General features: G+C 46.1%; 19 protein-coding genes. 9 read left to right on the top strand and 10 right to left on the bottom strand.

The genetic code is table 11. From position 1 onward, the window contains the following. Window positions 1-16 precede the first annotated feature (16 nt). On the top strand, window positions 17-514 hold the full coding sequence (locus ACLSSO_RS04910; protein ID WP_295903018.1) for an OsmC family protein: 498 nt from the start codon (window positions 17-19) through the stop codon (window positions 512-514). A 175-nt stretch (window positions 515-689) separates the two neighbouring features. After that, the gene (locus ACLSSO_RS04905; protein ID WP_295903021.1) at window positions 690-1,364 is read left to right on the top strand and encodes a substrate-binding periplasmic protein; all 675 of its coding nucleotides are present in this window, start codon (window positions 690-692) and stop codon (window positions 1,362-1,364) included. Window positions 1,365-1,380: 16 nt separating this feature from the next. Here the strand turns inward: ACLSSO_RS04905 and ACLSSO_RS04900 are convergent, their stop codons facing one another. The 3 genes from ACLSSO_RS04900 to hisC are packed head-to-tail and all read right to left on the bottom strand — an operon-like array spanning window position 1,381 to window position 4,444. Beyond that, window positions 1,381-2,616 (bottom strand): DEAD/DEAH box helicase, encoded by a 1,236-nt coding sequence (locus ACLSSO_RS04900; protein ID WP_295903025.1) that lies wholly within the window; start codon window positions 2,614-2,616, stop codon window positions 1,381-1,383. Window positions 2,617-2,642: 26 nt separating this feature from the next. Further along, window positions 2,643-3,296, bottom strand: a complete 654-nt coding sequence (cmk, locus tag ACLSSO_RS04895) for a (d)CMP kinase (RefSeq protein WP_295903028.1) — start codon at window positions 3,294-3,296, stop codon at window positions 2,643-2,645. A gap of 26 nt (window positions 3,297-3,322) precedes the next feature. Then, complete coding sequence (gene hisC, locus ACLSSO_RS04890) at window positions 3,323-4,444, bottom strand: histidinol-phosphate transaminase (RefSeq protein ID WP_295903033.1); 1,122 nt, start codon at window positions 4,442-4,444, stop codon at window positions 3,323-3,325. Between the two features lie 95 nt (window positions 4,445-4,539). Here hisC and ACLSSO_RS04885 point away from each other — a divergent pair, with 95 nt between their 5' ends. The 4 genes from ACLSSO_RS04885 to ACLSSO_RS04870 all read left to right on the top strand — a co-directional run bounded on the left by ACLSSO_RS04885 (window position 4,540) and on the right by ACLSSO_RS04870 (window position 8,614). Further along, window positions 4,540-5,901 carry a hydantoinase/oxoprolinase N-terminal domain-containing protein gene (locus tag ACLSSO_RS04885; RefSeq protein ID WP_413944232.1) on the top strand — a complete coding sequence of 454 codons (1,362 nt, stop codon included), beginning with the start codon at window positions 4,540-4,542 and terminating at the stop codon, window positions 5,899-5,901. Next, window positions 5,898-7,298 (top strand): hydantoinase B/oxoprolinase family protein, encoded by a 1,401-nt coding sequence (locus tag ACLSSO_RS04880; RefSeq protein ID WP_295902975.1) that lies wholly within the window; start codon window positions 5,898-5,900, stop codon window positions 7,296-7,298. Before ACLSSO_RS04885 ends, ACLSSO_RS04880 begins: the two co-directional genes overlap by 4 nt. A gap of 41 nt (window positions 7,299-7,339) precedes the next feature. Next, window positions 7,340-7,924: a peptide-methionine (S)-S-oxide reductase MsrA gene (msrA, locus tag ACLSSO_RS04875; RefSeq protein ID WP_295902970.1), complete on the top strand. Its 585-nt coding sequence runs from the start codon at window positions 7,340-7,342 to the stop codon at window positions 7,922-7,924. A gap of 96 nt (window positions 7,925-8,020) precedes the next feature. Beyond that, window positions 8,021-8,614 carry a transporter substrate-binding domain-containing protein gene (locus tag ACLSSO_RS04870; protein WP_413944231.1) on the top strand — a complete coding sequence of 198 codons (594 nt, stop codon included), beginning with the start codon at window positions 8,021-8,023 and terminating at the stop codon, window positions 8,612-8,614. Here ACLSSO_RS04870 and ilvA read toward each other — a convergent pair. Beyond that, a complete protein-coding gene (ilvA, locus tag ACLSSO_RS04865; protein WP_295902964.1) occupies window positions 8,531-9,742 on the bottom strand; it encodes a threonine ammonia-lyase in 1,212 nt (403 codons plus the stop codon). The two genes, ACLSSO_RS04870 and ilvA, sit on opposite strands and share 84 nt — an antisense overlap. A 463-nt stretch (window positions 9,743-10,205) precedes the next feature. On the opposite strand from ilvA, the gene asnS reads away from it, so the two are divergent. The 3 genes from asnS (at window position 10,206) to ACLSSO_RS04850 (ending at window position 13,218) form a co-directional block, all read left to right on the top strand. Next, a complete protein-coding gene (asnS, locus tag ACLSSO_RS04860; RefSeq protein ID WP_295902960.1) occupies window positions 10,206-11,597 on the top strand; it encodes an asparagine--tRNA ligase in 1,392 nt (463 codons plus the stop codon). Window positions 11,598-11,671: 74 nt separating this feature from the next. Next, complete coding sequence (locus ACLSSO_RS04855; protein WP_413944230.1) at window positions 11,672-12,784, top strand: hypothetical protein; 1,113 nt, start codon at window positions 11,672-11,674, stop codon at window positions 12,782-12,784. Continuing rightward, the gene (locus ACLSSO_RS04850) at window positions 12,781-13,218 is read left to right on the top strand and encodes a hypothetical protein (protein WP_413944229.1); all 438 of its coding nucleotides are present in this window, start codon (window positions 12,781-12,783) and stop codon (window positions 13,216-13,218) included. Before ACLSSO_RS04855 ends, ACLSSO_RS04850 begins: the two co-directional genes overlap by 4 nt. Here the strand turns inward: ACLSSO_RS04850 and tpiA are convergent, their stop codons facing one another. From tpiA to ACLSSO_RS04820, 6 genes are all read right to left on the bottom strand, one after another. Next, window positions 13,219-13,944, bottom strand: a complete 726-nt coding sequence (gene tpiA, locus ACLSSO_RS04845) for a triose-phosphate isomerase (protein ID WP_295902952.1) — start codon at window positions 13,942-13,944, stop codon at window positions 13,219-13,221. It abuts the gene before it with no gap. A gap of 129 nt (window positions 13,945-14,073) precedes the next feature. Beyond that, on the bottom strand, window positions 14,074-15,276 hold the full coding sequence (locus tag ACLSSO_RS04840) for a phosphoglycerate kinase (protein WP_413944228.1): 1,203 nt from the start codon (window positions 15,274-15,276) through the stop codon (window positions 14,074-14,076). A gap of 3 nt (window positions 15,277-15,279) precedes the next feature. Beyond that, window positions 15,280-16,287 (bottom strand): type I glyceraldehyde-3-phosphate dehydrogenase, encoded by a 1,008-nt coding sequence (gene gap, locus ACLSSO_RS04835; protein ID WP_413944227.1) that lies wholly within the window; start codon window positions 16,285-16,287, stop codon window positions 15,280-15,282. Between the two features lie 126 nt (window positions 16,288-16,413). Further along, entirely contained in the window at window positions 16,414-17,382 is a 969-nt protein-coding gene (locus ACLSSO_RS04830; protein WP_413944226.1) for a beta-sandwich domain-containing protein, read from the bottom strand. 107 nt (window positions 17,383-17,489) lie between these two features. Then, complete coding sequence (locus tag ACLSSO_RS04825) at window positions 17,490-19,046, bottom strand: beta-sandwich domain-containing protein (protein WP_413944225.1); 1,557 nt, start codon at window positions 19,044-19,046, stop codon at window positions 17,490-17,492. Window positions 19,047-19,076: 30 nt separating this feature from the next. Next, window positions 19,077-20,549, bottom strand: a complete 1,473-nt coding sequence (locus tag ACLSSO_RS04820; protein WP_413944224.1) for a beta-sandwich domain-containing protein — start codon at window positions 20,547-20,549, stop codon at window positions 19,077-19,079. Window positions 20,550-20,552: the final 3 nt, after the last annotated feature.

Genomic DNA, 20,552 nt, shown 5'->3' with positions numbered 1-20,552 from the left:
AAAGGAAAGGATTGTTATGGAAACGGAAAAACTGCGCGAACTGCAACGTCCTCTGAAAACTCGCTATCAAGCGGATAAAGAAGCAAGCCTTGTAACCTTCCACACCTCTGGAACTTTGGGAGAAGATATTTCTTGTCACATCGACACAGGTATAGCGCAAGTCACCGCAGGCTTGCATCCCGCCGCTGGAGGAGATGGAACACTTGCCTGTTCTGGAGATATGCTCATGGAAGCCTTGGTCGCTTGTGCCGGAGTCACTTTGAATGCCGTTGCCACAAATATGGGAATTCAACTTCAATACACAGAAATTTTTGCTGAAGGGGATATGGATTTTCGTGGGACTCTCGGTGTCGATAGAACCGTCCCCGTGGGACTCACTAACATCCGCCTTCGTTTTGATATTCAAGACGACATCCCTGAAGAGAAAAAGAAAAAATTGGTCGAGCTGACTGAACGGTACTGCGTAATATATCAAACTCTTATAAATCCACCTCAAATCAAAGTAGACGTTTGAAAGAGATGATCTCGTAAATTTGGGAACACTCGACAGGCCTTCACCCGGTTTCAGAAATTTGCAATTATCTCTCTTTGTAGAATGAAACAGTTCTTTGTTAACTTTTATTGCATCTTGCCTTGTTTCCCAAAACCTGTTTGCAAAACACAAAAGGCCCTTATTTAATAATTGTTCAATGTCAGTTCTTTTATTTTTATTTTTGCTAATTCCCTTCTTTGCAAAGGCGCAGACTCTGCAAGTAGGGCTTTCCGAAGTGGGTCCTTTTGCCTACGAGGAAAAAGGACAGCTTAAAGGCATCAACTACGATATTTTATCCCAACTCGCGAAAGAGTCCGGGTTGACCTTTGAATACAACCTTTATCCGCATGCCCGCCTGGTGAATGCCATGGAGACTTCAAACCCGGATCTTGCGATCTTTTTCTCGGTCTCATGCATAAAGTATGAAAAGCATTACGAGATCCAAGATAAACTCTATGAAGCCACACCACGCATTTACCTTAAGCCCTCTGTGGATTTGAAACAAAAAGACGTGCGAATTGGTCGACTGCGTGGAACTTGCACGGAGCTGATTCATCAATACGTGAAGCCTGAAAGACTCACGGAAGTCACCAGCATGGATCAGGCCGTTGAAATGTTAAAATCAAATCGTCTTCAGGGAGTTTGTGCTTTATCGTCAGTTCTTAATTTTGCCAAAGACAAAGCCCACTATGACGAAAAACTCGTATCCTCTTTAAAAAATGAAAAACCGCTTGAAGCGGTTCTTTGTCGCAAAAAGAGTTTACCGGAAGAAATAAAAAGAAAATTAGAAGCCGCCGCAAAAAAACTTAAAAAAATCCATGTGGAAGATTAAAGAGCCCGATTGCACCCTATTTCTTTTTCTTACGCTTCTTGGCCTGGATCATCTTCTCTTCACTTTCAATCAACTCTTGAAGACTCATGCCTTCTTCAGGTTGTGAAGCGATGATCTCGTAATCGACCTTGCTGACTTTGATCACTTCGATTTTTTTAGTCAAAAGCTCTTCAATGTCCTGCAAAAGAGGTCTTTCTTCCTGGCTGCAGAAAGAAACCGCAATGCCTTTGTTGAAGCCGCGGCCCGTACGACCGATACGATGCACGTAGTTCTCTGGTTTTTCGGGAAGGTCATAGTTAATGACGTGAGTGACATCCGGAATATCAATACCGCGAGCGCTTAAATCCGTTGCGATCAAAACCTTGCACTCGCCTGTGCGGAAGGCTTTCATCACTTCCGCGCGATTGGTCTGATCTTTTTCTCCGTGAATTGTAAGCGTTGGAATTTCTGCACGCTCCATCGCTTTAGCGACACGCTCTGCACGCACACGAGTACGCACGAAAACGATAAACTTTCCGTCAGGATTTTGACGTAAGTATTCCGCCAAGAAGAAACGTTTGTCGTCCATTTCAATGAACATCACAAAATGCGAAACGTTTTTTGAAACCGGATCTTCCGGAGAAATCTGAATACGAATCGCACTGCTGCGAACTTGCGAGAACGCGAGCTTCTTGATTTGCGGATTGATCGTCGCTGAAAAGAACAGCGTTTGATGACGACGCGTGAGCTTACGTTTGATCGATTCAATGTCTTCGATAAAACCCAAATCCAACATGTGATCGGCTTCATCGAGAACCAAGGTTTCGATATAATTGATGTTGATAAACCCCTGGCTGATCAAATCAAACATACGCCCCGGAGTCGCAATCAAAATATCAATACCGTCTTGAAGCTTTTTAATTTGCGCGTCTTGCTCCACCCCTCCGTACAAGGCAAAAGGCTTTGCTTTCGTGTGTTTGGAAAGTTTATTAAAAACTTCGCCAATTTGTTGCGCCAATTCACGCGTTGGCACCATCACAAGACACTTAATACCTACAGCACGCTTGCTGCTTTTATTACTGTGAATCATGTTGATAATCGGAATTGCAAATGCCGCGGTCTTACCCGTTCCCGTTTGAGCAATGGCTAAAACATCCTCGCCCTTAAGGATCGAAGGAATGGCTTTGTACTGAATGTCTGTTGTACGAAAGAAACCATTGTCATTGAGATTGCGCAATAGGTCTTCCGACAAGTGAAACTTCTCAAACTTCAAGGAAAACCTCTTACGTTAGATGCGAACTAAATTTTGCCTTTAACGTAGTCGACTACTTTATCAACCACTTGGTCCAAGTTTAATTCTGTTGTATCGACGATCAAAGCGTCGTCAGGCACCGCCATCGGAGCGACTTTGCGAGTAGAATCTTGCAGATCGCGCTGTTGTTGCGCTTTCACCATATCACCTTGATCAAGGCCCAACTCCGCCGCACGGCGAGCGGCACGGTGTTCAGAGTTTGCCGTCAAATAAACTTTCGCCTCTGCTTTTGGGAACACCACAGTTCCACAATCGCGACCTTCAGCAACCAAGCCTTGCGGGCCGTTGCTGCAGTTTCTTTGCGCATCCAAAAGAGCTTTACGAACTTCAGGATAGTGGCTCACTTTGCTGGCAAAATTTCCCACGTCTTCGTGAGCGATCAAATCTGTGACATCTTGATTTTGGAAATAAACTGTTGTGCGGGCATCTTGCATGCTCACCTTCCAAACTGGATTGTGAGTTAATTCGGCCAATGCCTTCACGTCATCAAGATCAATACCCAATTGAATAGCAGCGAATGCCAAACCACGATAGAAGGCACCTGTAGAAACCCAGTTCCAGCCCAAACGACGAGCTAGTTCTCTACTCACAGAAGATTTCCCAGAGGCCGCAGGGCCATCAATCGTAATAACCATTCCCATAATTCTCCAACAATCACTGTCATCCGTTAGGATAACACAGGTATCTCTTTGAGCACGTCAGCCAAGGCCTTCATCGCGGCTTGATTTTCGTGCTCGAGCCCTACACTCAAACGCAAATGCGTTTTGAAACCGTAGTTTAACAAAGGTCTCATAATAATCCCGCGGCGTAACAAGGCTTCATTCACCTTGGCGGCGTCACGGAGGGTGTCAAACATGACAAAATTCCCTTGAGATGGAATGTAAGGCAGGCCTAATTCTTCTAACTTCTTATAGAAGTAATCAAGCCCTTTCCAACAGGTCTGCTGCGAACGCTCAATAAATTCTTTATCTTGCAGAGCCGCATTTGCAGCGACTTGCGCTAAATCGTTGACATTAAAAGGTTTGCGCACCCGGTTAAACACTTCAACAACCTCAGGAGGCGCAATCATCGCACCCAAGCGGAAACCCGCCAGGCCATAGATTTTGGAGAAAGTGCGAAGAACGATCAGATTTTTATATTTCGTGATGTATTTTTGTGCAGAAGCGTAAGCAGGATCGCGCACGAATTCATTGTAAGCTTCATCAAAAATCACCATCACATCATCGCGATTTCCCAATTTTTCAAGGAAGGCTTCGATCTCTTCTTTGGGAGCAAAAGTTCCCGTGGGATTGTTCGGGTTTGACACAAAAACCAAACGGATTTTCTTTTCCGGATGAGCCAAGAAATAATCCGCAATCGCAGGTAAATCAAAACGATAGCCTTCTTTCATTGGAATTTTATGGATCACGGCGCGGTTCGCAGGGGCACTCACTTCATAGGCGTTGAAAGCCGCTACAGACGTCAAAACGCCGTCGCCGGGCTCGCAATAAATGCGTGTCAACAAATCAATCAGCTCATCGCTCCCGTTCCCAATAGCAAGTTGTTTTGTCGGGAAGCCCCATTCTTTCGACAGAGTTTGTAAGAGTTCATAGTGCGAAGGATCTGGATACAGATGCTGATGATCCAAAGCTTGCTTCACCGCCGCCATCGCTTTCGGGCTAGGACCTAAAGGATTTTCATTACTTGCGAGTTTGTAGACGGTCGTTAATCCGTACTCGCGCTGAGTTTCAGAAATAGGTTTGCCAGGTTTGTAGGGAACCAGGTTCAGAATTTCGGGAGAAATCTTCACTTTAGAATCCTTTTCTTAGAGAGATTATTTTGTTATACCTGTTCGTCTAGCTTTAACATATTCCAGAGCAATTTCAATATAGAGAGCGTTTAAAAATGCAAAAGAGCTTCTTGTTGGGTGTGAGTGTCGGAGAATCTTTCGCCGAATATGCACTCCTGTCGGATTCCAAACCTGTCGCCCAGAAGAGAGTGTATCTCTCTCGCGAAAACCTTAAGCAGTCGCTTCAACAATTTGTGACAGAAAATGCGGATAACAAACCTCAATCTGTCTTTGTCAGCCTGCGCTTGCCTAAAAAGCTCTTGGACTACAACCTCAGTGGAGCCGTGGCCCATATCACAACAGACGGTTTCGAACACTGGCTTGATGTCTGCGAAAAATCTGAAACGCTGACCAACAAAGACCTTCTTTTTTCAATTCATGAGCGCGTGCTTGCCGACGGCAAAGTGGATGTGCCGTTGAAACTTGAAGATTTGGAAGCCATTGCTGCAAAATTGCAGATGATGGATTGTAAAAAAGTCTGTTTGCATTTTTTGCACTCTTCCACCAATCCGGTTCATTTAAAACAAGCGCAAGAGTTTTTAGCCGGCAAAGGTCTTGAAGTTTTTGTTCCTGAAAAAACTGACAATCCTCACGAAGTCACCCGTTGGAATAAGAACGCTTTAAACGCCACAATCTCCGGTGTTTTTTCTGAACGCAAAGAAGAGATTCTGAAAGCTCTTGACGGTGTTGTGGCAGAAAAAGACATCCACTTCCTGACTTCTTCAGGAAAACTTTTTTCAGAAGATAAGAATCAACATATTGGAAGCCTGTTTTCCGCTTCTACAGCTGTGGGGCTTGAACTTGGCGCTAAAGATGGGGCTGACATTCTTTATTTGGGCCTTGAGAGCTTTCATTTAATTTCTGCGAACACTTGGAGTTCTTCATGGCAAAGTGCCTGGGGCCCTGTGGAAGTTCCGCATTTAAAATCTAAAGAGTTGGGCATTCAACCGACGTTAGGAATTGCACTAAACAGTTTCGGTCGTTTTGATTTTGCCTCTCACCAAGAAGGTTGGGAGCCAGGCCCTATGTTCTTAGGCCGTGGGCAAAAACCAAGTCTTTTGGATTTGTGGGCTGAGAACGCAAAGCTCGCAAAACTGCAGGGCCTTGAAGATCGTTTTTCAGCGCAAGGAATTCAGCGTTTTAAAAATTCTCTTTTTGCACTTTCTAAAATCAGCCAAACTCGCGACAGTGATTTAGGTCATTTGACGAAAGAAATGCAAAGCCTGTCTTTGCAAAGACTCGCAATGGAAGCTTACTTGCAACGTCAGACGAAAAAATTGATTGTCGCAGGTCCTTTGGCTTCGGTTTTTGCCAATGCTTTCAAAAAAGATCCTCACACTACTGTGCACACTGAAGACTTTAGCGAGTCTCAAGCCGTTGCCTTACGCGGCTTTAAAGCTTTGCAGGAGACTTTATGAGCTATCAAATTGAACTCTTTCATTCGCTTTTAAATGACTTCCTTCAAGGTGAATCTGCTTTGATGACGATTGAAGGTGACGTCCTTGCTGTGCGCGGCGTGCAGGCTGTGAGCTACGGCACACTGACCATGGCGGCCACAACAGCGACAAAGTATTTGAAACTTCAAGAGGGCGATATTGCTCTTTTGAATGACCCTTATAGTGGCGGCAGTCTTCTCAGTGACATGACTTTTGTGATGGCTGTTTCTGAAGATTTGATTTGGGTGAGCCGACGCTCTTTGGATAAATCCGTCAAACTTGCGAAATCTGTGGAAGAAGAAGGCCTTCGCATCCCTCCAACACCGCTTCGTCAGAAAAATCAGCTCAATGAAATGATTTTATCGGCAATGCAAGCTCACCCCGCTTGCCCTGCTCATTTTGTGACGTGGTTAAAACAACAATGTGAAGACATGACTGTGAAAGCGAAAACGCTTCACGAGGCCATTGAATACACAGGTTTCACAATCACCGGCGAACTCATCGAGGAATACATTGATCTTTGCCGCAAATCTTCCGTGCAAAAAATCAGCGAGCGCGCTTCGGGTGAAACACGTGTCGACGTTGTTTTAGATAGCGGAGAACTTCTGCGTCTGAATATGGAAATCCACGATGGTAAAGTCTCTTTGGACTTTAGTGGAACAAGTGCCGCAAAAACGGTGTCTCTGACAGAGTCTGCAACTTATGGCGTATGTTTTTATACTTTGAGCCGTTATTACGGGTTTGAACAATTGGCAAATTCAGGATCTTTTTCTGTTTTGCAAATCACTAAACCCGCAGGCTGCTGGCTGATTGGAAAATACCCAGCTCCGACTTACAAAGGCATGACTTGCGGAGCCGCAGCTCTGCAAACAGCGATGGAGTTGGCTCTTTCCCAAATTCATCAAAAAAGCGAAAAGGCACTTTCGAGCAACTGTCCTTTAAATTTTGATTTGCTTCATCAAGATAAGCACATGCTTTTGACTTTACCAGGAGGCGTGGGAGCTTCTTCTTCGCACGATGGCGAGTGCGCGCACTTGCCATCTTTCTCGATTGAACAATTGGAAAGGGATTTTCCGGTAAAAGTTCAGCGTGTAGATCTTCGTCACTCCACAGGCGGCAAAGGAAAACACAATGGCGGACGCGGCGTGATTCTAAAAATCGAAGCCCGTGAAGACATTCAGGCGGCTTGGGTGACCGACCTCACTTTGCATCGTCCTCGTATTTCTAAAAACTGCTCTCACGGAGACCCTTGCGAGGTTTCTATCGAACATGAAGGAACTCACAAGGTTCTTCCCGTTTTAGGACAACAGAAGTTTTCCAAGGGTGACGTAGTGACTTTGTGCTCTGGCAGTGGCGGCGGTTACGGAAAAGAAGTCTAGAAAACTTTTCCGTACCTTCTAAAAAGTGCTATCATTGTTTTATGAAATACTTTTCGTTTCTAGTGACGATTTTAGTAGGGTTAGGATTCTTTGCCGACGCGAAAACTGCGAAGAAAGGAAGTTCTGTGGAATCAACGGAAGTGGCTTATTTAGCTGGTGGTTGTTTTTGGGGAATGGAAGATCTTTTACGCAAGATCCCTGGGGTCGTTGCCGTTGAAGTAGGCTACATGGGCGGCACGACTAAAAACGCCACATACAATATCGTTAAAACTGGAACTACGAATCACGCTGAAACTGTGAAAGTGGTTTTTGATCCGAAAAAATTAAAATACGAAGATCTGCTTCTTCACTTTTTTAAAATTCACGATCCCACAACAACGAACCGTCAAGGCAATGACGTTGGCACTCAATATCGCAGTGCTATCTTCTACACTTCTCAAACTCAAAAAGAGGACGCAGAACGCGTTAAGACGCGTGTTGATAAATCGGGAGCGTGGAAAGCTCCTGTGGTCACTCAAATCGTCCCCGCTGGAGAATTCTGGAAAGCTGAAGAATTTCATCAGGATTACCTCCAAAAAAATCCTGGCGGTTACACCTGCCATTTTGAACGCAACATTCAGTTTTAGTAATATAGGTTACAACTCCGAAACGCCGCCCTTTTCCGCGTGCAACTTGTCGTAGAGCAAAGTATTGCATGAAGGTAAGTAAGGAGAGGGGCCCTTATGAAACGCATCTTGTTCGCATGGATCTTGACGTCCACAGTTCTAGGATTTTCCACTCAAACATGGGCTGACACGATTTCATTTCGCTCGGACTATTCATGTCCTTACGTCTGCAATCCGGATTCTGTCCGTCCTGGCTATATGGTCGAAATCGTTCGCCAGGTTTTTGAAAAACACGGTTACAAAGTCGATGTAAAAATCAGCACTTGGGTTCGTGCGCTTAAAGACACTCGCAACAATAAAGCGCAAGCACTGTTGGGTAGCAACCAGAACGATGCTCCCGACTTTATCTTCTCGAACAAGTCCTTGGGCCTCATCAAAAATGCTCATCCAACTCTGAAGGACTCAGAACCTTTTTTATATGTGGGATTTTCACCGAATAATCCGAAATCCAAAACCTATGCGAAGATTTTAAATCAAGGTATTGAAGATCTTCGCCGCAGTGGTGAGCTGCGACGGATTTTAGAGAAATACAATCTGGACGACTGGGAAAAACCGTCTTCGATCTCTTTAAGTGCTTTGAATGATTTTCGCCCCAGTTTCTTCAAGGGCACGTTTGATCTTTTCAACATGTTCAATGCTGGAAGTCTCTAAAACAAAATCAATGCGCGTTTCACGCAATGACAATCCTTTAGAAACGCGGTCATGATGAACTTCTAAAATATTGGCCTTCTGACCGGCGATCGCTTGCGTGAGCTTGCTGAGGTTTCCTGGCAAGTCATCCACGATCACGGAAAGTTCACAAAGACGTCCGCGCAAGATCTGACCGCGATCAATGATTTTAGAAACGATATTTAAATCGATATTGCCGCCACTGATAATCACGCAGCATTTGTTGCCAAGACTCAGAGAGCCTGACATCGCCGCCGCCATGGCCGCAGCTCCCGAACCTTCGACAACCGCTTTCGCTCTTTCCATCAGGAACACAATCGCTTCTGCGATTTCGTCATCACTCACCGTCACGACTTCATCGACGTATTTGGAAATAAAATTATCGTACATCACTTGCGACGGATTTTTGATCGCAATACCGTCAGCAATCGTCGCGGCTCTTTTGATATGACTTAGCGGTTCTTTTTTAAAGAGATGCGCCATTCCCGGAGAACGATCACTTTGCACTCCGATCACGCGTACTTTCGGATTGATGGATTTCACAGCCAGAGCGATCCCGCTGATCAAGCCTCCGCCACCAATCGGTACAATCACAGTATCAAGATCCGGAACCTTTTCCAAAATCTCAATACCGATAGTTCCTTGCCCTGCGATCACGAATGGATCCTGGTAAGGATGCACGAAGGTGTAACCGTTTTCTTTTTCTAATTTTTGCGCGTACTCGTAAGCTTCGTCATAGATCTCGCCTTTCAGAACAACATTTGCTCCATAAGCGCGAGTGGCTGAGGCTTTGCTGATCGAAGCGTTCTCCGGCATCACGATTGTGGCTTTAACGCCTGCAAGACTTGCGGAAAGTGCGACACCTTGTGCGTGATTTCCGGCAGAGCTTGCAACTACACCTCGGGCTTTTTCTTCGGGAGTCAGATTAGAAATTTTATTGTAAGCGCCACGGAATTTAAAACTTCCCGTGCGCTGTGTGTTTTCAAATTTAAAATAGATTTCACTGTTAACCAGTTTACTTGCGCTGAGCGAGTGGCTCATCTCGGTAGGACAAATAACATCTTTAATAAGCTCACGAGCCTTTTGAATATCTGCGAAAGTAACTTTCATGGTGAACTACGACTCCCAATACGCCGTTAACCCCCAAACAGGGGGATACTCCTTGTGCGGAAGCAGCGTTTCGGTCGCCTCCTTCACACTGGAGTAAAGATTCGAGTGGTTTATACCCATGGCCCTACTCTCGTCGAAAAAATAAAACGGCGCAAGATGCTTTCCACAACATTCACAAGTCGTCACCAGCTCATCCTCAGCTGAATTGACACTTCCGCAGCGATGACAGAGGCGAAAATGGGTTTTGGTCGACATACGTACTCCTTTACGAGATTCTTCAATTTTAGGCTCGTGTCCTCGTCCCAGCAAGACGCCGTCTCAATTTAACCTGTTGATTTTACGTTACAATCTGACTAATGACTTTTCGCGTTATCCGCAAATTGTGAGAGTCTATTTTCGAAGCAGATTAGACAAGTGCGCGAAAGAACGCTATTTTATTTGCCAGCGAAAGGGCATTCAATTCATGGAAACGACATTGGTTAAATCTCTGTTTAGAGATACTGAAAAATATCTGGATAAAGAAGTGAAACTCTCGGGTTGGGTTCGTAAGATCCGCGATCAAAAAAATTTCGGTTTCATTGAACTTAATGACGGAACTTTCTTTAAAGGTGTGCAGGTCGTTTTTGATACAAATTTGCCGAACTTCGAAGAGGTGGCAAAACTTTCCATCACAAGCTCCATCTATGTCACAGGTAAAGTGATCAAGTCCCAAGGGGCTGGACAAAACTTTGAAGTGATGGCTTCAAAAATTGAAATCTATCAAAAAGCGGATGCTGAGTATCCACTGCAAAACAAAAGACACAGCTTTGAGTTTTTGCGTGAGATCGCGCATCTTCGTCCGCGCACAAATACGTTCTCTGCGGTTTTCCGCGTGCGTTCGGTTTTGGCTTACGCGATTCACAAGTTTTTCCAAGATCAAGGTTTTGTGTACGTGCAAACTCCGATCATCACAGGCTCTGATGCCGAAGGTGCCGGAGAAATGTTCCGTGTGACGACTTTGAAGCTCGATAAACCACCACGTAAAGAAGATGGAACTATCGACAACTCTCAAGACTTTTTCGGTAAAGAGACGAACTTGACTGTGAGTGGTCAGTTGAACGGTGAAACTTTCTGTGCGGCTTTCCGTAACATCTACACATTCGGTCCGACGTTCCGTGCGGAAAACTCAAACACGTCTCGTCACGCCGCTGAGTTCTGGATGATTGAGCCTGAGATCGCCTTTGCCGATTTGTCAGCGAATATGGAACTGGGCGAAGCGATGATCAAATACATCATCCGCTACGTGATGGAACAATGCCCAGAGGAGATGGAATTCTTCAACCAGTTCGTTGAAAAGGGTTTGTTCGATAAATTGAACAACGTCCTTAACAGCGAATTTGGTCGTGTGACTTACACAGAGGCGATTGAGATCTTGGAAAAGTCCGGTAAAAAATTCGAGTACCCAGTAAAATGGGGTATCGACATGCAATCGGAACACGAACGCTTCTTAGCGGAAGAACATTTCAAACGTCCGGTATACGTGACGGACTATCCGAAAGAGATCAAAGCTTTCTATATGAAGTTGAACGCAGACCAAAAAACTGTGCGTGCGATGGATTTGCTGGCTCCTGGAATTGGTGAAATCATCGGTGGCTCTCAGCGTGAAGACAACCTGGAGCTTCTTGAAAAACGCATGAGTGAAGTCGGTCTTCATCCGGCGGATTATTCGTTCTATATGGATTTACGTCGTTACGGCAGCTTCCCTCACTCCGGTTTCGGTTTGGGCTTTGAGCGTATGATGATGTATATCACCGGAATGACAAATATTCGCGATGTGATCCCGTTCCCGAGAACGCCTAAGAACGCTTTGTTCTAGACCTTCGTCTAAATATTCCCTCCTAGCCTCTTACTTTGGATGAGAACTCCGAAGAGAGGCTCAGGAGTATCAATTTGAATTTGTTGAATCGTTTTTCTCGCATACTAGTTGCTCTTCTAATCACCGCGACTTCGGCTGTTGCCCAGGGTCCCGATGATTTGCAAGAACTCATTTTGACGGGAGATCTTAACGGTCGCTCTTCACTTGATTTCCGTAAAAACGCCCGCAACGTCAAGTATCTCATTCCTGAAGGTTCTGAAGGGACAGTGCTTGAGACGCGCAAACTCAGCCGCACAGGTTCTTATGGAATCAAAGTTCGCATCACGAAAGTGGCTGAAGGTCACAATAACAAAGGAACTCTTCCTAAAGTGGGCGATGAAACCTGGGTTTACTTTTCTCAAAAAGACCCATGGCTGACATTTAAGGATAAAGAGGGATCCGAAGTTCAAGATCCCGAAATCGCTCTCACCTCTCGTGCAAAGCGCGAAGGTGGGGGTATTCCATCTGAAGGCACCGAGGACGCTCATCTTCCTACGAAGGAAGAAGTTCTTCGTGAACAAAAGCCCGTCAAATCTACAGATCCGAATCTCACAAAAGTCGACGATCCTAAAAAAACGGAAGGCGATTTCTGTGCGACTTGCTCCACATCACAACCTGGTGTGGCTGATAAAAACCGCTCCGACATTCGTGATGTAAAAACCGAAGTTGAAAAAGCGGCCAATCCTAAAATTCCAGATCCAAAATGGGCGAAATTCCCAGGAGTTGCTCGCTACTCTTTAAGTGAAGAGGCCGAGGCATCTATCAAATACGGAATGCGCAATAAAGAGCGCCGTTCAAAAAAACTTTGCTATCGTTACGTGAAGCGCGCCCTTCTGGGTGGCGACCTGGTGGATGATTATCTTCCCGGCTCCAAAGCACGTTATGGTGTCGGCGATTTAAAACGTCGCGGTTTCATCAACATGCTTGAAGACCCACGCTACAAAGGTTTGATCAAGAGTCCGAAAGACGCTCCTAAAGGTGCCGTTCTTATCTATCGCAACACCCGTGACAGAAATCACGCAGGACATGCAGAGATCAAAACGGATTGGGGTACAAAAGGCGGTTACGTCAGTGACTTCTTCCGTACGGACAAGCAACCGATTCCAAATCGCGAATTGATCGGCGTGATGATTAAGGAGAGACCATGAGAAAACTTACTTTCTCGGCCTTAGCTCTCACCGTGTTTTTAGCCTTTTCTGTTCATGCAACAACAGCTCAGCAGTCTCTTGAAAAACTGCAAGCCTATTCTGCTAAAGACGTTGAAGTTTCAGCGACAAAAACAGAAGACGCTGTGAGCGCCAAGAACCAAGAGATGATTAAAACCATCGAAGACACTGTGGACTTGATTGTTTCTGGAAAAGAAAAATCAAATCCAAAGTTATTAAAAGAACTTGTTCGTGTCGCTGTTTTAACTTTTGAAAATGATCCTTCAGAGTCTGCTTCTGAAATGCTTTTGCCTCTTTATAAAAAAGAGAAAAAGGCCGTCGATGAGGCGATTAAATCTTTGCCAAAGAAAGATGCTAAGGAACTTCGCGAGTCGCTTAAAAATACAGCCCGCGAAGAAACTGAAGGCAACGGTTAATTAAACCGCTGCGATTTCGCTAAAGGACTTCACTTCCAGTGAAGCTCCTCCAACCAAGAATCCATTCACGTGAGGTTGTTTGATAAGACCGGCGGCATTGTCTGGCTTCACACTGCCTCCGTATAAAATCGGACTTTGTGCAAAACCCAATTTAGACAGGATATTGAAAACATCTGTGTGTGTTTCAGCCACTTGCTCGGGAGTCGCCACTTTCCCCGTTCCAATCGCCCACACCGGTTCATAAGCGATCACCACAGGTTTCGTTTTATCCGCTTTCGCCAAACCCAAATAAAGTTGCGTTTCAAGAACACGGAACGTGTGAGACGCTTCACGCTCTTCCAAAGTTTCCCCAATACAAAGCATCGGAGTGAGTCCCAAGCCTTGTGTGAAGGCCACTTTTTCAGCGATCAGGGCGTCTGTTTCACCAAAGATTTTACGACGCTCGCTGTGACCGATCAAAACGTAACTGCCACCTAGTTCCTTCACCACTTGCGCTGAGTTTTCACCCGTGAAAGCGCCTGAAGCTTGGAAGTAACAATTCTGTGCGCCCCATTTGATTGTAGTTCCAGTGAGAGATGTGCTTGCTGCTTCCAATGAAATTGCCGAAGGGAAAAAGACCAACTCGCCGGTGGCTTTATTTGCGACTTCTTTGAATTGCGCAAAGAACTCGCGCGTTTCTTTCGGAGTTTTGAAGAGTTTCCAGTTGGCTGCGAAGATCTTTTTCATCTGGTCGTTTCCTTGAGTTGGGTTTTGTGGAACGTCTCTTGTTCAGCTGTTCTCAGTAGATTGAAAATCTGTCCGTCCTGAGAGGCCTTCCTGACGAGCGTCGTGCTCGTCAGGGGATGTATTTTTTGTTTATCGCTTTGAACGTAGAATTTCTAGGCCTGGGAGTTTGTCGCCTTGGAGGTATTCTAGGGATGCTCCGCCGCCCGTCGAGATGTGTGTCATCTTCGAGGCGAAGCCTGAGGCTTCCGCCGCCGCCGCAGAGTCACCGCCACCGACGATCTTCACCGCGTTGCTTTCAGCAATCGCTTGCGCCACACCGAAAGTTCCTTTTGCGAAAGCTGGATTTTCAAAAATACCCATCGGGCCATTCCAGAAAATAGTTCCCGCTTCGCGAAGAGCTGTTGAGAAATTTTGAATTGATTTAGGACCGATATCCACACCCAATTCATCTTCGGCAATCACCACGTCTTTTGTGACGTGGGCGTTCGTCGTATCCGTGATACCTTTTGTCGCCACGTGATCCACCGGAAGAAGAATTGTTTTATTGCGGGCTTCAATACGCTCGATCATTTCTTTCGCGTATTTCAACTTATCATTTTCCACCAAAGATTTTCCTACTGGAATTCCTTGAGCTTTTTGGAAAGTGTAAGCCATCGCACCACCAACGATGAATCCGTCAACAACGTCCATCAATCTTTCGATGACAGCGATCTTGTCGGAAACTTTTGCTCCACCCATCACCGCCAAGTAAGGACGTTTTGGATTTTGCAAAAGAGAATCCAGCATCGTGATTTCTTTTTCGATCAAGAAACCAATGCCTTTGTCTTTCATCACGGAAGGCAAAGCATGGATTGTCGCATGCGCACGGTGAGAAGCACCGAACGCATCGTTGATGTAGATGTCGCTGTAGTTCGCGATTTTTTGTGCAAACTCGACAGAGTCTTTTGTCTCCCCTTCTTCAAAACGCACGTTCTCAAGAAGGATCAACTGATTCTTCTTCAAAGACTGAAGCAAGTGTTTTGGTGCGTCTGAATCCGGGTCTTCCACCAAGATGACTTCTGCGTTGAGAAGTTCTTGCAGACGTTTTGCCACGGGCTCTAGTGAAAACTCTTTGTCGTCTTTAGACTTCGGACGTCCCAAGTGCGACGCCATCACAATCTTGGCACCTTTTTCGATGCAATATTGGATTGTCGGCAAAGACGCTGTGATACGGTTTTCATCTGTGATCTTTCCGTTCTCCATTGGAACGTTCAAATCCAAACGCAAGAAAACCACTTTGCCTTCAAGTTCAAAATCACGAACTGTCTTAATGCCTTTTAGACCAGTAGCCATGGATTAAAGACCCTTCTTCGCCATGTGAAGTGCGACATCAACCATGCGGTTAGAGAAACCAGTCTCATTGTCGTACCAAGAAAGAACTTTCACCATGCGAGGACCCACAACCATTGTAGAAGCAAGATCCACGATAGAAGAGTATGTGCTGCCGTTGAAGTCCACACTCACAAGTTCGTTTTTCTCTACAGCCAAAATACCTTTCAAAGCACCTTGAGAAGCCGCGATCAAAGCTTCATTCACAGCTTCTTTCGTCACGTCTTTTTTCGCTTGGAAAGTGAAATCCACCAAAGACACGTTTGGAGTTGGAACGCGAACGGAGATACCATCGATCTTGCCTTTCAACTCAGGCAATACCAAACCTACGTTTTTCGCAGCACCTGTTGTTGTTGGGATCATGCTCACAGCCGCTGCACGTGCACGGCGCAAGTCTTTGTGAGGAGCATCCAAGATTTTTTGATCGTTCGTGTAAGAGTGAACTGTCATCATCGTTCCGCTCTCAACACCGAATGTTTCGTTCAATACTTTTGCCAGAGGAGCCAAGCAGTTTGTTGTGCAAGATGCGTTGGAAACAACTTGGTGCTTCGCTGGATCGTAAGACTCGTGGTTGATACCGTACACCATTGTGATGTCAGCACCTTTTTCAGCAGGGCCAGAAACCAAAACGCGTTTCGCGCCGGCGTTGATGTGTTGCATGAATTCCGCTTTGTCTTTGAATGCGCCTGTGCACTCAAGAACAAGGTCTACGCCCAAGTCCTTCCAAGGAACTTCAGCAGGATTGCGAGTTTTAGAAACCGCGATCTTTTTACCGTTAACGATCAGATTGTGACCTTCAGTAGAAACATCAGCGTTGAACACGCCGTGAGCCGAGTCGTACTTAAGCAAGTGTGCATCGCCTTCGATGCTATCCAAAGAGTTGATTCCGACGATATCGAGTTTTTCAAAACCCGCACGGAAAAGAACACGACCAATACGACCAAAACCGTTGATACCAACGCGCAATTTAGACATGAGAGAGCTCCTTTTTAAACCCACTCAATATCGACTTTTGCAGACGAAAAAGCCAGTCTAGACACTATAAGTCATTAGACTGGCTTTATATGAAATTATCTTAAAATTTCAGAGAGAACAGCGCTCTTAGTAGCGAGAAACACCCAAAGAAGGGTAACCGCTATTAGAAACCGCTTTTACAAGCACGTCAGCGTAACCGCCCATAGACTCAGCGCGGATATCAATCGCCACAACGCGATCACGACCCAAGTTGAGGTTTTCAGAAACCGCCGTGTCACCTGCATAGAACGTCGGAGTTGGGCTCAACTCACGAACACGGATTTGGCTGCCGGACTCTGTGTGCACGATCGCTTCGTGGATTTTTACACCCGCTGAAAGCGCGCGAACCTCAATGCGCTCTAAAGAAACCGCATTGTTCACGTTAACACGGATCCACTCACCACCCGTACGACGAGTGATTTGGCTGATGTTAGCCGTTCCCTCATAACGAGATTGAGCCGGTGGAGGAGGTGGAAGATTTGGACGTTGCGGAACGTCTGGGTAACGAGGAGGTCTTGAAGGTTCTTGGCGACCGCCACCGTAGCCACCGCCGTTGAAGCGAACTTCCGTTTCACGAACTTCATACCAAGAGCCATCACGACGAGAGCACGCGATACCGCGAGTCTCTTCTGTGCTTCTGCGAGTGTAAATAACGCTTGAGTATTCACGGCAATATTCGCCTGTGCGGTTGTTGTAACCTTCACGAGTTGTTGTGAAGCTTCCGCGAGAGCCCGTGCGAGAACCGTAGTTACGGCCATCCCAATCACAACGATCTCCCAAACGATTGCGAAGAGCGCGGTCTTGCGCTTCTTGGAAGGCACGACGGTCTGCTTCGTCCATATCGGCTCCGACTTTACCGCCGATCATAGTTCCTGCGATAGTACCGATGATGATCGCAGCTGTGTTTCCATTTCCTTTACCGATTTGAGATCCAACGACACCACCGATAACACCGCCAATGATGTTGCCGATTGTTTCTTTGTTCGCAAATGCGGGGCTTGTATATTGTACAAGTGAAGCGACAATTACTGATCCTAAAACGAGGTTCTTTTTCATGGAGACTCCTTAATCTAAAGTCTTTGTAAATCCGATGACCCTTAATCCAAGTTCTGTGCCAGGTTTTTCAGTGCCAAAAGGGGACCGAAATCCCCTTCTAGAGCAAGTTATCTACGCAACAAGTGACCACAACGTGTCAGCGGAGCAATCTTGTTGGCTGCATAATTTACAGCGCCTGACGAAGTCATATTCAGTCCGTTTGAAGAATACGCGAAGTTATATTCGCTTCTAAAACGGTTCGCGAGCATGTTGATGTGATCAACACCTTCACAACGGCTTTCAACCCAGCTACGTGCAAAGCTAGTTGCACCAGCGGAAGTCATATTTAGACCGTCACTTGCATAAGCAAAACGTTGAGCGGCTCTCAATACAGACGCCATTTCACGAGCTTCATTTGCCGTCATGTTTTCAACGTATTGAAGAGCGTAGTCTCTAGCGCCAGCGGAAGTCAGATTCAGACCGTCGCTCGCGTATGCCACACTGTAAATAGCTTGGTAACGAGCTTTGTATTCACTCACTGTATTGCAACGATGAGTTTGGTTGTATTGAAGCGCCCATTGAGTCGCACCTGAATCCGTCAAATTCAAACCATCACTGGCATACGCAAAATTTTTCGCTGCATAGAATTGCTGATGATCGTCGTCAGAGCAGTAACCTTTCAAACTTCTGTTGTCATAAACAGGAGGTTGCGGTTGTGGTCTTACCGGCTCGTTGTTTTCAAGAGCCAAGCGAGGACGACCTTCGTTCGACAAAGCTTTCACCTCAACAGCAGCATAACCACCGTAAGATTCCATGCGAAGGTCAATCGCCACGATTCTTTCACGCACATTCAAGTTTTCAGAAACCGCTCTTGAACCCGCATCAAAAACAGGCGTGTTTTGGAATTCACGAATAGAGATACGTTGACCACGTTGAGTGACAACACTGCCTTCGTGGATTTTCACACGCACCGCCGTTGCCGCTACTTCCACGCGATCCAACGTCAATGGCTCTGTCACAAGAACGCGATACCACTGCCCACCGGATTGACGAGTGACTGTATTGATCGCCACAGATCCTTCGCGCAAAGACTGCACAGGCGCTGGCGGAGGAGGAAGATTTGGTTGCTGAGGACGAGGTGCTGGCGTCACGTAACCGCCGCCATTGCCTGCGTTGCCGTTATTAAAGCGGACTTCTGTCGTTTGCACTTCATACCAGGAACCATCAGCGCGAGAGCACGCCACACCGCGAGTTTCTTCTGTGCGGTTGTTCACATAAATCACGCTTGTGTATTCGCGGCAGTATTCATTTGTGCGGTAGTTATAACCTTCACGCACGGACGTGAAACTTCCACGGGCACCTGTTCTTGAACCGTAAGAACGGCCATCCCAGTCATTACGGCGTCCCAATTGATCACGCAAAGCTCTTTGTTGAGCTTCTGCCAGCGCACGACGATCTGCTTCGTCCATGTCACGGCCTACTTGGCCGCCGATCATTGTTCCAGCGATAGTTCCGATGATGATCGCCGCTGTGTTGCCGTTACCTTTACCGATTTGTGAACCAATGACTCCACCGATCACACCGCCAATAACATTTCCGATCGTTTCTTTATCTGCGTGCGCGGGAACTGCCGCTTGCAGGATTGTCGTTGCAACAAGAGCTCCCAAGACCAATTGTTTTTTCATATTTATCTCCAAGTGTTTTATTTAAAAATTTTATCTAGTTTTAGTTATTTCCTGAGCTTTGCGAGGATATACTTTTCCGTCATCATCATCCTGAACCAGAATGATTCCTGAAGAGTATACACCCAGCACGCGACCGGCGTAGTAAGCACCGTTTCGGTAAGGACCGGATACAACACGGTCCCCGACACAGATCCCTTTGCTGCCTTCGCAACGAAGGCTCTTGGAAACTTCATTCGCTTTACGTGTATAAAGTTTTCCGTCATCGGCGTCGCGGATATAGAGCAAACCGTTCGAGTAAATTCCTTCGACAACGCCTCTGTAGTATTTGTCTTGATAAGGACCTGAAAGAACTTGTTCACCGACGCACAGACGAGATCTTTCGTCGCAACGAACCGACTTCATAACAACATTGGCAAGACGAAGATAAGATTTTCCATCGTCATCATCACGGACGTTCAAAAGACCGTTGGAATAAACGCCTTCGATTCTTCCTGAATAGTATTTATTATTTGTAAATGGACCCGACAAAACTTTGTCGCCCACGCAGTTTCCTGCAGAATCACAGCGCACAGACACGTGAATGTCTTTTGCGGTGCGAACATAGGTTTTACCGTCATCGTTGTCACGAACACGGATTCTGCCGTTTGAATACACATCAACGACAGAACCGTAATAATATTTATTATCCGTGAAGGGTCCTGAAAGAACGCTCGCTCTTTCGCAAATATTTTTTGAAGACTCGCAAGTGGTGCGTTTTCCTAAAAGAGTTAAATCACGCACGTAAGTTTTGCCGTCATCATCATCGCGCACCAAAGCTTGGTTGTTGCGATACACTTCCACCACACGGCCCGTGTAGTATTTGTTTTCTCTTAATGGACCAGAAAGAACAACGTCGCCTACAGAAATTCTTGTGTCCACATAAACCGGGGGTCTTTCGGGAGTCTCAGGTCTGTTCGGCACATCAGGACGTTGAGGAACAACCGGCGGTCTTTCAATTCTTAAAGCTAATTTAGGGACGCCACGATCAGAAATCGCCGTCAACATGACGTCAGCTTCGGCAGAATAAGACTCTGCCAAAATTTCGATAGAGATCACACGGTCACTTAAATTCAAATTTTCTGACGCCGTGACAGAACCTGTTGGCAGCACCGCTGTATTGCGGTACTCGCGCACGTCAATTCTTTGACCATTCTCTGTCACCAAAGTGGCTTGGTGAATCTTAAGCTGACTGTTTGTTACACGCAGATCCAAACGCAATAACGAAAGAGGTTGTTGCAAATCAATTTTGTAAAGCGTCCCGCCGGATTTGCGAGAGATCTCAGAGATCGCCACGGAACCCGCATACTGAGACTGAACCGGCGTCGTCACAACAGGCGTTGTGGGAACTGCGGGAAGTTGCGGAGTCGCGCCGTCAAAATCCGGAAGATCCGAAAGAACTTGCGCGTGCGCCGTTTGCATCAATGTTAAAACTGCAAAAAAAGTAGAAATGGTTGAACGTTTCATCTG

It is taken from the genome of Bdellovibrio sp. HCB-162, assembly GCF_047344985.1.
Taxonomy (GTDB): Bacteria; Bdellovibrionota; Bdellovibrionia; order Bdellovibrionales; family Bdellovibrionaceae; genus Bdellovibrio.
Note: the sequence above shows the minus strand (reverse complement) of the source record. Positions and strands in the feature narration are given on the sequence as shown.